The following is a 15,901-nucleotide window of genomic DNA, read 5'->3' as shown; positions in this document are numbered from 1 at the left end:
AACTCTAGGTTTCAACATAGATGAGGTTTAACGTGGCAAATACTAATTTTTTCCTATAGCTGAATTATCTTGCATATATACTTTTCTAATCGGAAAAGGAATTTGAATTCCAGCTTGCTGATAGCGTTTGTGTAATTTTTTCACAACTAGATGTTTACCAATACGCTGATCGAAGTATTCGCTTACCCGCATATAAAGCGTAAAATCTATACTAAAATCATTAAAAGTATGAAATCTAATATATGGCTCATTATCTTTTAATTCCGGTGCAATTTCTTGCATGACTTCTTTAGCAACTTCTACAGTCACTTTTTCAACTTGTTCCAAATCGCTATCATAACTTACGCCCACATCCATTGTTAAAGTAATTTCTTTTGCGGGTAAATGATAGTTTGTGAAAATTGCCGAAGACAATTTAGAATTGGGAACAATGACAACATTATTGGAAATTTCTTTAATTGTCGTATTGCGCCAAGAAATATCTATGACATATCCTTCATGCCCAGCATCTAATTTTACATAGTCTCCGGTTCTTACTTGCTTAGAAATAATTAAGTAAAACCCAGAAAACAAATTTGCTAGTGTGTCTTGAAGTGCCAAACCAACTGCTAAACCACCAATACCTAAAGTTGTGATAATCGGGGTGATTTGAACACCCACCGTTTGCAGTATGATTAATGTTCCCAAAGCTAAAACAGTAATTTTAGCCAGGTTAGAAATTAGCGATGTGGGAACACCTTCTGCTCTGCGAATAAATAAATTCACAAAACCAGCAGTCAATCTGGCTAAAACTAGGGTTACTGAATACAGCAGTGCGATCGTCAGAATTTTTTGCAGTACTAATGCAATATCTGGTTTGAGGGGTGCGCTCAGAACTGCCCAAAAAAAACCGGCAATGACAAACCAAATAAATGTCATGCGGTGCAGAGAGTGAAATATAATATTACCCCCGGCAATTCGTTTATTATTAACGAATATTTCCAGTTTTTTGAAGATAACTTTTTCACCAATTATTCCAGCCAGTAAGCCAGCTAGAATAAATGCTATGGGCGGAATCCATTCCATCATATTAATTTAAATTTGGAATTTTAGATTTACAAGAACAGCATTTTTACTGTGATTATGGCTAAATTTTACCTTGTTGTCGGATTAGCTGCTTGAGATTGTCTTTCCTTATGGACTTGCCAATTATTTACCACCCAGATTATATTGCTCCCCTACCTGAAGGACATCGTTTCCCGATGTCTAAGTTCCGACAACTCTACGAATTGCTGTTAGCTGATGGTGTAGCGAATCAAGAACAATTTCACACACCCGAACGTCCACCGCTAGAATTGATAGAATTAGTCCACACCCCAAGCTACGTTCAAGCTTATTGCGAAGGAACCCTAGACCCCAAAGCACAGCGACGCATTGGTTTGCCTTGGAGTCCAGCATTAGCGAATCGTACCTGTGTGGCGGTAGGTGGTACGATACTCACTGCAAAACTGGCATTAAGTCATGGTTTAGCCTGTAATACGGCTGGTGGAACTCATCACGCCTTTCCCAGTTATGGGTCTGGTTTTTGTATTTTCAACGATTTAGCGATCGCTTGTCGCGTTTTACAAAAAGTCGGACTCGTCCAAAAAATCCTGATTGTCGATTTGGATGTCCATCAAGGAGACGGTACCGCTTTTATCTTCCAAGACGACGACAGCGTTTTTACTTTCTCCATGCACTGCGAAGTCAATTTCCCCGGTACAAAACAAAACAGCGATTTGGATGTTCCTTTGCCAGTGGGAATGGAAGATGACGCTTATTTACAAACTTTAGCGAATTATTTATCAGATTTGTTATCTAAAGTCAAGCCAGACTTAGTATTTTATGATGCTGGTGTTGACCCTCATATAGGCGATCGCTTGGGCAAATTAGCCTTAACCGATACGGGCATTTTTCGCCGTGAAATGCAGGTTTTAAGTACTTGTGTGAGTAGCGGTTATCCCGTCGCCTGCGTTATTGGCGGCGGTTATGCTGATGATATGAAATCTTTAGTTTGGCGGCATTCCCTACTGCATCGCGCCGCTAGTGAAGTTTATCAACAGTATAAACTTTGATACAGCCTCTATTCTTTGGAAGTCCCTTAGATGAGAAAATTGGGAAAAGCAATAACAGTAATAATATTAAGTACATTGTTAGGAATTCCGTTAACTATTTTATCGCTGTGGTATCAGAATCCTCCTGGCTGTAACCGATTTTGCTCAAGAGAACCCTGTCCTTCAAGTGCGTGTATAGGTGGTGATTCGTTAACTGCTGGTTTCCCATTCGCAATCTTGCATGATGATAATGCTGGCTCACCAGTACATGGCTGGGGGAGAATTGGGGTTGAAGATATCCAGAATCTAAATCTTGGGGCATTTTTATTAAATGCCTTTTTTTACGGTGTCATAATAGTTATGCTTTTTGCGATTACAAAAAGTATTTTTAAATCCGTAAAACGTTCAATAGGGTTGGGCTAATACGGACAAAGGTAATAGTTGATGAATAACAGTAAACTCAGAGTCTACGAACTAGCAAAAGAATTAAATTTAGATAGCAAGAAGCTATTATTAATTTGTGAAAAACTCAAAATTGTAGTCAAAGGTCATACCAGTACAATCTCAGAAGCCGATGTAGAACGCATTCGTTTAGCGGTAAATAAACTAACAGCAAAATCCTCGAAAACTACCAAAACAACCTTGGAAGATTGGGGCTATACGTTTATAGCTTCAGCAATTGATAGTTTTATCCGCCATCTTGAAGGTGAGGCTGCCTTGAAATCATATTCTGATTTTAGGGAGCGGCGCGATCGCGCCAATGAGTTAATGTATGAATGTGTCGGGAAAAAGCCTTCTTTATTTTATGTACGTCGCAAAGGCGCAGGGAAAGAGGCAAGAGAGGAAATTTGGGATTTGACAATAGCGACAGACTCCGATGATTTTCCATTGCCTGCAAGACTTGAGAAGCTCAGAAAAACATTAGGATTTAGAGCAGCTGTACAAAAAGATGGACGCGACGGTATAAAAATACTTTCGGCTCAGTTGTTACAACCTTCACGCGGACACGCCGACAGCTACGCTATACCTTGTCGCTTGCGTTTACTGGCTAATCATCAGCATCATCTCGACATTCCGCCCGCGACATTGAAACGCATCGCCACCGCGCCAGTTTGTGGCGAAAATGTACCCACAGAAGATCAGCTAAAAGCTTGGAAAGCGTTTTTGCAAATTGAGGAAAAAATTGCGAAAGCACGTCAATTTTGTGTGCGTTACGTAAGTCATAACTATAACTTCAAAAGGCGAATTAGTTTTGAAATTGATGTAAACTCAGCCACCCTTGACGGCTTTTATCAAAATTCCCTCGAAGTAGATAATTTTTGGGAACGAGCAAGACGCACAAAAAACGAAGATTTAAAACTTTTTGAAACTGCTCCTGTCGGAAAAAATTGGATTAGCGGTCGTCAATTAGGAACTGTTGAAGAAGTTGATATCAATCGTGGTATTATCAGCCTCAGACTAGAACGCGACTTAGCTGAATTCATGGCAACAGAGCGCTATAAATTACCAGCTACCGGATTCTTATGTTTCGAGGCAGTTGGTGATATTCAGCAGATTCAGCGTAAGAAAAAAGCTTTAGATGATTTGAATAATGGTTACACCCAAAATCCTTATTTGGGTAACTTTTTATTTGATGCTTCTCAGGCTAGACAAATCAAAACTACTGTTGAACTTTTGCCACATGATTTATTATTATCTTCGGCTAATCCTGGGCAAAAAGCAGCAGTAGAAAAGGTACTTGCCGCTAAGGATCTTGTTCTCATCCAAGGGCCACCGGGTACTGGTAAAACTACTGTAATTGCTGAAATTTGCTATCAAATTGCCCTTCGAGGTGGAAGAACTCTAATTGCTTCGCAAGCGAATTTAGCAGTAGATAACGCCCTGAGTCGATTAGTTCACAACCCAGTGATTCGGGCTGTACGCAAGGGTAGAGCCGAAAAAGTTGGCGAGGAAGGACAGCCATTTTTAGAAGACCAAGTTATTGGCAGATGGCTAGAAAATACAGCTTTTGACTGCGAAAATAATATTACACAACGGCTCGAAAATATCAAAATTTTCAGTCAATTACTGGCATCAGCACAAAGATTCACACCCTACTTCCAGGCAGAGGAAGAATTTAGCCAGCAGCAAGCGAAATTCAATAAAAATAAGTTAAAGGTAGAGACAAACTTTAAAAATCAAGAAGAATCCTATAACGAAACTGTAGAAAAACAGAACAACGTTGAATCTCTAATTGCAGGTCTAGAAAACATCTTAAACACTGCACCAAATATAAATTGGGAAGCTCCAGAAGTTACAGATTTTTTGCCTCTTCTGAAGCCATACACAGAAGGTAATAGTTTAGTAGAAGAATTTTTAACAAATGTTCGTCAAACTATCAAATATACTAATGAACTTGGCTTGATGCGTCCGCCGCTTGGTGCTTTTGGTTTAGCGGTTTGGTTGCGTGAAACTGTAGCCAAAGAAATTTCTGGATTTAAATCTGCTTTTACTCATGCTCAAGAGGCTAGTCAAGCTATCTTAGAAGTTGCAGCATCAGTGGAGGTTGTCAAACAGAATTTTGCATTGTTAAATCAGGTACAACCAGATTATCAGAAATATCTTGCCAAACTACAAAATCTACAGCAAACAATTCAGATTTGGGAAAATCGCCAACGGGAAATTGACTATATTATCTCAGCAGTAAAAGAATGGAAATCTACAGCACCTTCTCATCTCTATCAAACTTTAAAAGATTGTCAGCAATCAGGTTTACCACTAACAGAAAATTTGGTGGACTTGCCACTAGGTTTATTGATGTTTGCTAATACATTAAAATTAGCAATAGTACCAAAAGTTTACAAAATTAATCTACCAGAATGGGAGCTATTGACAAAAGCGATCGCTTATGAAATAGATGGAGGTTTTACTGATAGACGGGGTAAACAGCATAATTTCAGCTATTTTTTACAAGAAAATTTTAGTCAGATTCCAATGGTGCTATCAAAGAGCGATCGCATCCAATGGCAAGAAACCTATCAACAGTTTAGCAATTATCAGCTACTCAATCCCAAGCAGCGAAAATTACTGGTCGAAAATACCCAGGTTTTCTTAATTAGAATGCAACGGACTTATAGCGCATCATGGGAATGGAATAACATCGATTCTACTCTCACCAAACTTACCCAAGAATTGTTAGATACTATTCTTGTAAATGCACGTCAATGCGTTTTAAAAGTCAAAACCGAAACTGAACAACAGCTTCAGTATTTACAAAGACAATTAAATGAACTTCAGAAAAATGAAATTAGCCAACAGCAAATATCCATTACTCAAGCTGAGGTAGAAAAAGCAGAACAAGATGCTAATCTGCAACTTGGCAGAGTTATTAATATCTTGCAAGAACTTAATCAACAAAATATACCTGCTCAATTACGCACTTTAACTGAGAAATATCTTGCAACCCAATCAAATATTTGGGAGCATCCACAAGAATTTTCAAATCAAGTTCATTATTGGGTAACTTCCATTAGTCAGCTTGAAACCTTAATTTCATCCTTAGAACCTTTTGCGGTGTTAGAGATGATTAAAAATTCTCTACACGAGCATTTATCAAAACTACAAGAAGAAACTGAAACTTCTCTACAACAACTTCAAAAATTGCAAATTAGCTTACGTGAAATAGAAGATAAATTACAACCACAGCCATCAGATAGTTTAATAGAAGAAAGAAACTGGTGGTTGAAAGAATGGCAAAGAATACCGGATAAGTTTAAACCAGAAAATTCTGCTACTGACTTGTTTAATATAGAGTTATTGCGCGGTATCAATATTCAGTTTGAATCTTGGCAGAAGGAACTCGAAAAAGAAGAAAATTACCTCAAAAAATATCAGATTTTTGTCCAAGATTGGATTAGAAAATTAAGACAGCCAAATGAGCGCGATCGCGACGATTTAAGGCGCATATATTTAGATAATGCCAACGTCGTTGGTATCACCTGCGTTCAAGCTGCAAGCAGAGGTTTTTCGGAAGAATTCAAATCCTTTGATGTTGTCATTATTGATGAGGTTAGCAAGTGTACTCCACCAGAGTTACTAATCCCAGCCTTGAAAGGTAAAAAATTAGTCATGGTAGGCGATCATCGGCAATTACCACCCATGCTTGACACTAGTACTTTAGAAGAAGTTGCTCAAACAATGGGCAATACGCGAGACGAACTACAATTCTTAGAAGAATCACTATTTAAAAGTCAGTTTGAATCGGCTGATGAAAGCATTAAACAAATGCTAACTACACAATATCGAATGCACCCATTTATTATGGGTGCAATCAATCAGTTTTATGATGGTAAACTAGAATCTGGTATTTTGGAACCGGACACAAAACGCGCACATCATTTAGTAGGCGAAATTATCCAAGAATCTCAGCATCTTATTTGGGTAAAAACGCCTATTGAAAATGAGTTTTTAGAGCAAAGAAACGGAACTTCTTATTTTAATACTCCAGAAATTGATGCGATTGAACGTCTGTGTCAACAATTTGAGACTACTTGGGCTTCTAAAGTTGCTAATGGTGAACCAAAAAAAGAAATTGCTGTCATTACATTTTATGGCGCTCAATTAAGGAAAATTGATGAACGCCTACAATCCGAACTTTTTCCTTCATTAGAGATTCGGACTGGGACAGTAGACAGATTTCAAGGTATGGAAAGACCTGTTGTGATTGTGAGCATGGTTCGCAATAATAGCAAAGGAGATGTCGGATTTGCTAAGAAACCAGAACGGGTAAATGTTGCATTTTCTCGCGCCCAAGAACTGCTGATAATAGTAGGTTGTCATAATTTGTTTACCCATCAACCAGGTAAAGTCGGAAGTATGTATTCCGAAGTATCAAATATTGTAAGTCTTCATGGAGGTTTCGTAGATGTTTCTCGGCTCTTCTATTAAACCTATTACAGTTCTTGAACTAGAAATTTAACGGGAATACGGTACAATCCAGAGGCACTTTTGTTGTTACCAACGCGGGTTAAGGATGGAAGCAAATTTTCTGACGGCTGTTTTTCTGCCCTTGGCTCTATTTATTATCATGTTAGGTATGGGGTTAACTTTGACCCTAGAGGACTTCAAGCGAGTTATAATCTATCCCAAAGCGGTGGTGGTTGGCTTAGTGGCACAGTTGCTCATGTTGCCAATGGTGGGCTTTGGTATTGCATCGGTGTTTCCCCTTAAGCCAGAATTGGCGGTAGGTGTAATGATTTTAGCAGCCTGTCCCGGTGGCGCTACTTCTAATATGATTACGTTTTTGGCTGGGGGTGATGTTGCTCTTTCTGTGACGCTAACAGCTATTAGTAGTTTCATTACGGTTTTTACGATTCCTCTGGTAGTAAATTTGTCAATGCAGAGATTTTTGGGGGAAGGAACAACGCTACAGTTACCTTTCTTAAATACTGTTTTGCAGATTGCGGTGATTACACTTTTACCTGTAGCAATTGGGATGATAGCCAAGCGGTATGCACCTGGATTGGCAGACAAGGCAGATAAACCTGTGAAGTGGCTATCTTTATTTTTCCTGGCGGTGGTAATTACTGGAGTGCTGTTGCGAGAACGGAATAATTTTGTTTCTTATGTAATAGATGTGGGCGGAGCAACTCTAGTTTTGAATGTGGTTGCAATGGCTTTAGGTTTTGCGATCGCAACTTTAACCCGATTAGGAGAAAAAAGTGTTACGGCAATTACAGTAGAAGTAGGAATTCAAAATGGGACTCTGGCGATCGCGATTGCTTCTACACCTACGCTGCTGAATAATCCTACAATGGCTATTCCTGGGGCAATTTATGGTCTACTAATGTTTGTGACTGGTGCTGCATTTGCTTGGTGGGCTAGTCGTCGCCAAGGCTTACTGAAAGCATAAAGATATTTTGCCTCATGGGTTATAAGTATTAGTACAAATTAAATTACCGATCTCAAGAGTTTGATTGAAAAGATTGAGGCTATCTATTAGACAAACTAGCCCGTGTAGGTAGAAATTATCCAGTCGCCTGCATCATTTTTGGCAATTATACTGATGAGATGAAGCCTTTTCTGGGCGTTACTTCTTCTCAAAATTAAAGCGATAAATAATATTTTCTTTCCTGCTTCCCTTACCCACAATCCTTTTTCCCCTTTCCCCTTCAACTAGGAATTATTAAGATACCAGACATTTCTGGAAAAGAGATTATGGCTTGTGTAGTAAGAAATCAAATATCACTTGATGCTTAATTTAGCTCAAGGGGGTCTAATGATTGATCGTTTTGTAAATCTAATTTTTATCGATTCTTTTGCCCTTGCAATTAACCTGACATTTGGTAAATTGCTTCACACCAAAATCTGCAACTATTCATGGGATGGAATGGTAAGCGATGAGCTTTCAACACCAGAAACTGGCGCTAGTTCTTCTGAATTGCCAGCATCCTTGGAGGAAGACATAACCACTCCTATTTCATAAGGCCTGCTTAGAGGATGTTTTAAAAGTCCCCTTATCGGTATCAAAAGTTAAGATCCCCCTAAATCCCCCTTAAAAAGGGGGACTTTGATTCCGGTTCCCCCCTTTTTTAAGGCTAGGGGGGATCTAGAAGTACTTAAAAGCACGTCCAAACACTTTTAAAACAGCCTCTTAGAGACTGTTTATAAAGTAAATCTTATTAAGGTGGATTAAGGCTTTGCTATTACGCACCGCTATGTAACACGGTGCGTTAGCACTTTGATGAAAACTTTTGTTACAAATCATCTAGAAATATGTGCCTAACACACCGTACAATAATCTTATTTTTACTTTATAAATAACCTTTAAGATTTTGCGATCGCAACTTTAACCCGATTAGGAGAAAAAAGCGTTACGGTAATTACAGTAGAAGTAGGAATTCAAAATGGGACACTGGCGATCGCTTTTACCCCTAAGCTGCTCAATACTCCCACAATGGTCATTCCTAGGAAAATTTATAATGTGCTAATATTTGTCACTGGTGCTGGATTTGCTTGGTAGGCTAGTCGTCGCCAAAGCTTATTGAAACCATAAAAATACTTTGCCTCATGGGTTACAAGTATTTGTACAAATTCAATTATCCAATCTTATTCCCTTGATGTTTCTCGCCTCTTCTGCTAAACCTATTGATGACAATCTCAAAAATTTTGTAGACGAAATAGAAGCGCAAAGTCCTAGTTTATCGGTTTTAGCAGCGCGTCAATTCCGTTATAGTTTGCGTCAAACTACTATAGAAGTAAATATCAAAGAACCCCGCCAGTTTAACGTACTCGAAGAATTTATTATCCGCGCTGCGATTGAATTTCAACCTCCGCCCACAGAGGATGAATTAGCCTCTGTACTTGGACTGGATTCTGTATTTATCAAAACTACTACTGCAACTCTTCGCTCATTACAAACTCTATCACCAACATCACCAATTACAGTTACTTCTGAAGGTCGTTCATTTTATGAAAAAGGGTCTGTACCACAGCCCCCATATCCTGTACAGCTTAATGCTATTACAGATCCTTTAAGCGACAAAATAACCTTTCAAGCTGAATCACTAAGCGAGACAGTGATAAAGTTGCCAGACTTGGCAGATTTTTTAACTATTGATCATACAATTGCTGATATCTCTTCTTTACAACTTGAGGAAATACAAAAATTTATTCAGGCTTCAGATTTAGCACTTCATGTCCCAGAAGAGGGAAAAATAGTTACTTCTTATAAGGTATTAAATCCAACTCAAAAATTTTGGAGAAAGATATCGCTTTTCGTTATCTTCGATGCTCTTGAAGATAAAATAACCATCCAAATAAGAAATGGAAAACAAATTTTAGAGTCAGCATCAAATTGGTTAGAAGATTTACACGCTCAAGGTAAAATATCCTTACAAGCATTATGTAAATTGTCAGACGAAACCATCAATTTTGAACGTGAAGCCATTCTCAAACATAAAAATACTGAAATAGAAGCTAGGCTTGAAAATATTCGTCAAAAAGCCTTAAAACCTGCGAAAAAAGCTGGTAAAAAAGTAGATAAATCTCCAGTCGTAGGTGAAGTTGTACAGTTACGTGACGGACAAATTAGCCAAGCTTTCTCAGAAGTTTTAAATTCTGCCAAAAATCAGGTTATTATTTATTCTCCTTGGGTGAATCAGGCAGTTGTCGATGAAAAATTTCTAACTTTGTTACAAAAATTAGCTAATCGTGGAGTTTGGATTTTAATTGGACATGGAATTGCGCGGCGACAAGAAGATGAAGAGAAACCAATTTCGCCAGAAGTCGAGAAAAAACTGCGAGCAATAAAAACACCTGATGGTTTATCATCTGTACAGGTTTTATGGCTGGGAGACTCCCATATAAAAGAAGTAATAGTTGATCGAGAAATCCATCTATGTGGATCTCATAACTGGCTATCTTATCGTGGTGATTACCTACCACGGGGTGAATCAGTTTATAAAGTCACAATTTTGCATCAAGTCCAGGAAGCTTATGAATTTCTTGCTAATCGCTTCCAAAATCAAGCTCAAAAATTATGGCAAAATGCTCTAAACAACCGTGATTCTAAACTGGCTGTGGAGTCTTTATATATATGGGGTACGCTAGGTAAGGAAGACATTGCACTCAAAAACATACAGCAAAGCAATTGGCTGGAACTTCTGCCTGTGTGGTTAAATGTGGCACTTCAAGGGTTAAGATCGAAGAATATACAAGCTGATTCAGAAAGTTTTGAAACCGCCCTTTCGTTGTTGAGTCAAGTTTCTATTGAAGAGGCTTTTCTTGAGTCATTGCAGCAAGGATGGCGTAAAGTTATCGGTGCGATCGCAATTAACAATCCTAAAATTGCTTTAAAGTTACTTAGCGATGAAGTCTGGGTGCAGTTTCTACGTCTCAATATTGCCCAAAATAGTGATTCACCTGATAATTTTATCTCGCAACATACTTTATCAAAAAAAATAAATAGATAACTATAGCAGTCAGCTTTGATTTTTGTTCGCGCAGTGCAAAAGCGATGGCAGCCAACAGGCAACAAGGCTTTTCAAGTGGTACTAAGTTTTTTCAAAAATTAAATATGATTTCTATATCGATATAAAATGCAAAAGCGATAGTCAAATTCTATGCAAGGCAAACGTAGCCAAAACTCCCTATATTGTTCACCTGTCTAAATAAATACAAATGTTCTAGTTTTTTACTTATTAGCCGTACTATCCATAACCAACAGCATTCTATAAAATTCCTCCCTAAGAATCACATGATCCCCCTTACCTGTGGTGGCAGACAGTCCTAAACTGAAGATGAGAGTTGAAAGGCAGTCGGGAGAAATTTTGTGAAAAAAGTATTATCAATCATCCTTGGCGGTGGCGCGGGTACTAGGCTTTACCCATTAACCAAACTCCGCGCTAAACCAGCAGTACCAGTAGCGGGGAAGTACCGCTTAATCGATATCCCTGTTAGTAACTGCATAAATTCCGAAATATTCAAAATCTACGTCCTGACACAATTCAACTCAGCTTCCCTGAATCGTCACATCGCCCGTACCTATAACTTTACTGGTTTCAACGAAGGTTTTGTGGAAGTGCTAGCTGCACAACAAACACCAGAAAATCCCAACTGGTTCCAAGGTACAGCCGATGCTGTGCGTCAGTATCTATGGTTGATGGAAGAATGGGATGTAGAAGAATATCTAATCCTTTCAGGCGATCACCTCTACCGGATGGATTATCGCCAGTTTATCCAACGCCATAGGGACACAGGGGCTGATATTACTCTCTCAGTCATCCCCATAGATGAGCGCCGCGCCTCAGATTTTGGCTTGATGAAAATTGACGATTCTGGTAGGGTAATTGACTTTAGTGAAAAACCTAAAGGCGAAGCGTTAACCCAAATGCAAGTTGATACAAGTGTACTGGGATTAACAAAAGAACAAGCCCTGAAACAGCCTTACATCGCCTCAATGGGGATTTATGTCTTTAAAAAAGAAGTTTTGTTCAAGTTGTTGAGAGAAGGTATAGAAAGGACTGATTTCGGTAAAGAAATTATTCCTGATGCCTCTAAAGATTACAACGTTCAAGCTTACCTTTTTGATGATTACTGGGAAGATATTGGAACAATCGAAGCCTTTTATCAAGCAAATTTAGCTCTGACTCAGCAGCCCCAGCCACCTTTTAGTTTCTACGACGAAAAAGCACCAATTTATACCCGCCCTCGTTACTTACCTCCGACTAAACTTTTAGATTGCCATATCACAGAATCAATTATTGGCGAAGGTTGTATTTTGAAAAATTGCCGCATTCAACATTCAGTTTTAGGAGTGCGATCGCGGATTGAATCTGGCTGCGTCATCGAAGAATCTTTACTCATGGGTGCAGATTTTTACCAAGCTTCTGTAGAACGGCAATGTAGCTTGATAGATAATGACATTCCCGTAGGCATCGGTACAGACACGATCATTCGCGGTGCCATCATTGATAAAAATGCCCGCATCGGTCATGATGTCAAAATTATCAATAAAGATAATGTGCAAGAAGCTGAACGCGAAAACCAAGGTTTTTACATCCGCAGTGGTATCGTCGTCGTGCTGAAAAATGCTGTAATTGCTGATGGAACAATCATTTAGTCATTGGTCATTGGTCATTAGTCATTAGTCATTAGTCATTGGTTAATAGTTACAAGTAACAAAGGACAACGGACAAATGACTAAACTGTTTTTGCTGATTGGTCTTCCAGGTAGCGGTAAGTCAACTTTTGCAAAACAATTAATGACAGAATGCCCCCAGATGCCGCTGATTTCTACAGATGGCATCAGGGGGCAATTGTTCGGTTCTCAAGCCTTTCAGGGGCCGTGGCTGCTGATTTGGCAGGAAGTAGAACGGCAATTTCAACAAGCTATTTCTACAGCAAATACAGCCATTTTCGACGCTACCAATGCCCAGCGCCGTCATCGCCGTGAAGTCATTGCTTTAGCCCGTGAATTGGGCTTTACCCAAATTATGGGAATTTGGGTGGATACACCAGTCTGGCTGTGTTTGGCACGCAATAAAAGGCGATCGCGCCAGGTTCCTGAAGAAATTATTTTGCGGATGCACCGTCAACTCCGGGATGCCCCTCCAAGCCTGGAAGAGGGGCTAGACGGGCTGATCCGCTTATCAGAAAAATCGGAGTACGGAAATTGCGATCGCACGTTGAGCAAGAACCACACTTGATTTTCTATATTCTTTGTTAATTTAAAATCAGATTCTTTTGCTTGGCACTCTACCTAGCAATCAAATATCTGTGTTCTTAAAAAAAAACATAACAGTAATTTCTATAGGAGGCTAGTAGATGGCTGCAACCGACTTCAAGGACTATTACGCAATTTTGGGAGTTAATAAGACTGCCACTCAAGATGAGATTAAACAAGCCTTTCGTAAACTAGCCCGCAAATATCACCCCGATGTCAACCCAAATAACAAACAGGCAGAGGCACGCTTTAAAGAAGTTAGCGAAGCCTACGAGGTTGTTTCAGATGTAGATAAACGCAAAAAATATGACCAATTCGGTCAATATTGGAAGCAAGCTGGCGAAGGTTTCCCCGGCGGCGGCGTTGGTGCCGATATGGGTGGCTTTGACTTCAGCCAATACGGCAATTTTGATGAGTTCATTAATGAGTTGCTAGGGCGCTTTGGCGGTGCTGCCCCTCGTGGTGGGGGTGGGCGACAAAGTTACTCTTACCGCCCTCCTACAGGTGCTACAAGTGGTTTTGGTGGCTTTAACGATTTTGGGTTTCAAGATGCAGGTGCGGGTACTTCCCAGGATAGTGAAGCTATAATCACCCTAACTTTTGCTGAAGCATTTAACGGCGTGCAAAAGCGCTTCAGTTTAGGCAACGAAACAATTGATGTTCGTATTCCATCTGGGGCTAAACCTGGTACTCGTCTGCGCGTGCGGGGTAAAGGTCAAATCAACCCGATGACTCAACAACGAGGAGATTTATACTTAAAAGTCGAACTTCAGCCGCACTCGTTCTTCCAAATGGAAGGCGATAACTTGGTGTGCGAAGTGGCAATCACACCAGATGAAGCTACTCTGGGAGCGTCTATTGATGTACCCACTCCCGACGGTTCAGTTAATGTCAAGCTACCAGCCGGGGTACGTTCTGGACAATCACTGCGTTTACGTGGCAAAGGTTGGCCCCTCGCCAAGGGTGGACGTGGCGATCAGTTGGTGAAGGTGGCGATCGCACCACCAAAAGACCTCAGCCAACAAGAGCGAGAATATTATGAAAAAATCCGGGCTATACGTACTTATAATCCCCGGAGTCATTTGCAGCAAGTCAAGCTGTGAAAACTTCGGATTGTAGAAACGGTAAAATTTATCGTTTCTACATTGATTAGGTCTGATGCCGCGTATTTCTCGCTACAATGACAGACTTAAACGCTTCCATTGCCTCTGGTGTAGACTCGGTAGCTTGCCACGATGGACGTACAATTAAGCGATCGTGCCAAGCATTCAGTTTTGGATAATCTTTTAAAGAAATGCCTACTTCCGGCAGCCATATTACTACAGTTCCAGCCACAACCTCAGCCAGAGTTAGGTTTTGACTACCAAAGTAAGGGCGATCGTCAAGTAAATTCTCAAATAATTTGAGTACTGTTGAAATTTTCTGCTTCGCCTGCTCGATTTTTTCGGGATTTTCTCCAGGTAAGCCTAATATCTGAGGTAAAAATGTGGTGGTTGCTGGCAAAAGCTCATTTACAGTTACCAGTTGTACCATCCGTGCGATCGCTAAATCCTTGGCATCTTTAGGCAACATCGCAGGTGTGGGATATTTTGCCTCTAAATAGTCCAGAATTGCTAAAGATTCCACGACATTAAAGCCGTCATCCACCAAAGCTGGAATGTGGTGGAATGGGTTAATTGCCAAAAACTCTGGTTTAAACTGTTCCCCATCTAGCTTTATCTCTACTAATTCAAACTCAAGTCCTTTTTCCAGCAGAGTAATCCAGACGCGGCGAGAGTTAGGAGAAATAGATGAATGATAAAGGGTCAGCACCATAAAACCTCACAGTTTTATCAGTAGAGTGGGTATTGCCAATTAATTTTACACCTTATACTCAATTAAATTGTTCTAACAGAGTCTCAACACTAGCATTGTGATCCAGAAAAGAAAATAAATGCCAGTAGGTGAGTTTCCCTTCTTTATCTAATACAAACTGGGCTGGTAAAGGCGCTCCTAGTGCTTGTCCTACTTGATATGTACGAAACACTCGACAACTAGGATCGCTCAATAACGGCATTTTTAAGCCTAAATCTTTCACAACAATTTGACTCTGCCGTTCATCGGTACTAGTAATCATTAAAACTTCTATACCGCGATTTTTAAATTGCTCATAGTTCTCATTCAAGGCTTTGATATGAGGAAAACAAAAGGGGCAATATTGTTTTTCGGTAAAGATGCGAGTAAAGGCGAGTAAGACTGGTTGCTTGCCTTTATAATCAGACAATTTTACTAAAGTTCCGTTGGTAATATCTGGCAGTTGAAAATCAGGCGTTCCTACTCCAAACCTGAGTTGATTTCTAGCTGGAACTGGTAAAAAGTTGCGGAAGAATCGCTCATTTAATAAACCACTAAAATCAGTTGAAGTCAACATATTTTTAACCCTAATTATTTAACTGACTTTTCACAGAATCTGGAAAATCTCTCTCCTAAAAGGAGAAAGACTTTGAATTTCCCCCTTCCCGCGTCGGGAAGGGGGCTAGGGGGTTAGGTTTTTGTTAGACTTTTCCACATAACATGAAAAATCAGAATTATTTAAATACTATTTTATGAAAAAACCACAGATAGATACAGAGGTTGACACTGTTTC

At 39.7% G+C, this 15,901-nt stretch carries 12 protein-coding genes; 9 read left to right on the top strand and 3 right to left on the bottom strand.

The genetic code is table 11. The features are described from left to right. Window positions 1-42: 42 nt before the first annotated feature. Window positions 43-1,068, bottom strand: coding sequence for a mechanosensitive ion channel family protein (locus tag ACFFRD_RS11925; RefSeq protein WP_392481635.1), 1,026 nt, complete (start codon window positions 1,066-1,068; stop codon window positions 43-45). A gap of 107 nt (window positions 1,069-1,175) precedes the next feature. On the opposite strand from ACFFRD_RS11925, the gene ACFFRD_RS11920 reads away from it, so the two are divergent. The 9 genes from ACFFRD_RS11920 to ACFFRD_RS11880 all read left to right on the top strand — a co-directional run bounded on the left by ACFFRD_RS11920 (window position 1,176) and on the right by ACFFRD_RS11880 (window position 14,378). Beyond that, window positions 1,176-2,093: a histone deacetylase gene (locus ACFFRD_RS11920; RefSeq protein ID WP_392481633.1), complete on the top strand. Its 918-nt coding sequence runs from the start codon at window positions 1,176-1,178 to the stop codon at window positions 2,091-2,093. A gap of 30 nt (window positions 2,094-2,123) precedes the next feature. Next, complete coding sequence (locus ACFFRD_RS11915; protein WP_179072711.1) at window positions 2,124-2,495, top strand: hypothetical protein; 372 nt, start codon at window positions 2,124-2,126, stop codon at window positions 2,493-2,495. 21 nt (window positions 2,496-2,516) lie between these two features. Continuing rightward, complete coding sequence (locus tag ACFFRD_RS11910; RefSeq protein ID WP_392481631.1) at window positions 2,517-6,998, top strand: translation initiation factor IF-2 N-terminal domain-containing protein; 4,482 nt, start codon at window positions 2,517-2,519, stop codon at window positions 6,996-6,998. Window positions 6,999-7,083: 85 nt separating this feature from the next. After that, window positions 7,084-7,962 (top strand): bile acid:sodium symporter family protein, encoded by an 879-nt coding sequence (locus tag ACFFRD_RS11905; protein ID WP_392481629.1) that lies wholly within the window; start codon window positions 7,084-7,086, stop codon window positions 7,960-7,962. 366 nt (window positions 7,963-8,328) lie between these two features. Next, the gene (locus tag ACFFRD_RS11900; RefSeq protein WP_147262556.1) at window positions 8,329-8,535 is read left to right on the top strand and encodes a hypothetical protein; all 207 of its coding nucleotides are present in this window, start codon (window positions 8,329-8,331) and stop codon (window positions 8,533-8,535) included. A gap of 577 nt (window positions 8,536-9,112) precedes the next feature. Then, window positions 9,113-11,023 (top strand): hypothetical protein, encoded by a 1,911-nt coding sequence (locus ACFFRD_RS11895; protein ID WP_392481627.1) that lies wholly within the window; start codon window positions 9,113-9,115, stop codon window positions 11,021-11,023. Window positions 11,024-11,382: 359 nt separating this feature from the next. Further along, window positions 11,383-12,672, top strand: a complete 1,290-nt coding sequence (locus tag ACFFRD_RS11890) for a glucose-1-phosphate adenylyltransferase (RefSeq protein ID WP_114084227.1) — start codon at window positions 11,383-11,385, stop codon at window positions 12,670-12,672. Between the two features lie 76 nt (window positions 12,673-12,748). Then, on the top strand, window positions 12,749-13,258 hold the full coding sequence (locus tag ACFFRD_RS11885; protein ID WP_392481625.1) for an AAA family ATPase: 510 nt from the start codon (window positions 12,749-12,751) through the stop codon (window positions 13,256-13,258). A gap of 118 nt (window positions 13,259-13,376) precedes the next feature. Next, window positions 13,377-14,378: a DnaJ C-terminal domain-containing protein gene (locus ACFFRD_RS11880; RefSeq protein ID WP_114084225.1), complete on the top strand. Its 1,002-nt coding sequence runs from the start codon at window positions 13,377-13,379 to the stop codon at window positions 14,376-14,378. A gap of 46 nt (window positions 14,379-14,424) precedes the next feature. Here ACFFRD_RS11880 and ACFFRD_RS11875 read toward each other — a convergent pair whose 3' ends face one another. Then, window positions 14,425-15,087 carry a glutathione S-transferase family protein gene (locus ACFFRD_RS11875; RefSeq protein WP_334809883.1) on the bottom strand — a complete coding sequence of 221 codons (663 nt, stop codon included), beginning with the start codon at window positions 15,085-15,087 and terminating at the stop codon, window positions 14,425-14,427. 61 nt (window positions 15,088-15,148) lie between these two features. After that, window positions 15,149-15,685 carry a peroxiredoxin family protein gene (locus ACFFRD_RS11870; RefSeq protein WP_392481623.1) on the bottom strand — a complete coding sequence of 179 codons (537 nt, stop codon included), beginning with the start codon at window positions 15,683-15,685 and terminating at the stop codon, window positions 15,149-15,151. Between the last annotated feature and the right edge of the window lie 216 nt (window positions 15,686-15,901).

This window comes from Nostoc sp. C110, from assembly GCF_043099725.1.
Taxonomy (GTDB): domain Bacteria; phylum Cyanobacteriota; class Cyanobacteriia; order Cyanobacteriales; family Nostocaceae; genus Nostoc; species Nostoc muscorum_A.
This window is presented reverse-complemented; position numbering and strand designations above follow the sequence as displayed.

Excerpts from the sequence above, each read along its gene's own strand:
- ACFFRD_RS11880 (WP_114084225.1), top strand. The coding sequence starts at position 13,377 with ATGGCTGCAACCGACTTCAAGGACTATTACGCAATTTTGGGAGTTAAT.
- ACFFRD_RS11870 (WP_392481623.1), bottom strand. The coding sequence starts at position 15,685 with ATGTTGACTTCAACTGATTTTAGTGGTTTATTAAATGAGCGATTCTTC.
- ACFFRD_RS11925 (WP_392481635.1), bottom strand. The coding sequence starts at position 1,068 with ATGATGGAATGGATTCCGCCCATAGCATTTATTCTAGCTGGCTTACTG.
- ACFFRD_RS11885 (WP_392481625.1), top strand. The coding sequence starts at position 12,749 with ATGACTAAACTGTTTTTGCTGATTGGTCTTCCAGGTAGCGGTAAGTCA.
- ACFFRD_RS11915 (WP_179072711.1), top strand. The coding sequence starts at position 2,124 with ATGAGAAAATTGGGAAAAGCAATAACAGTAATAATATTAAGTACATTG.
- ACFFRD_RS11905 (WP_392481629.1), top strand. The coding sequence starts at position 7,084 with ATGGAAGCAAATTTTCTGACGGCTGTTTTTCTGCCCTTGGCTCTATTT.
- ACFFRD_RS11910 (WP_392481631.1), top strand. The coding sequence starts at position 2,517 with ATGAATAACAGTAAACTCAGAGTCTACGAACTAGCAAAAGAATTAAAT.
- ACFFRD_RS11900 (WP_147262556.1), top strand. The coding sequence starts at position 8,329 with ATGATTGATCGTTTTGTAAATCTAATTTTTATCGATTCTTTTGCCCTT.
- ACFFRD_RS11920 (WP_392481633.1), top strand. The coding sequence starts at position 1,176 with ATGGACTTGCCAATTATTTACCACCCAGATTATATTGCTCCCCTACCT.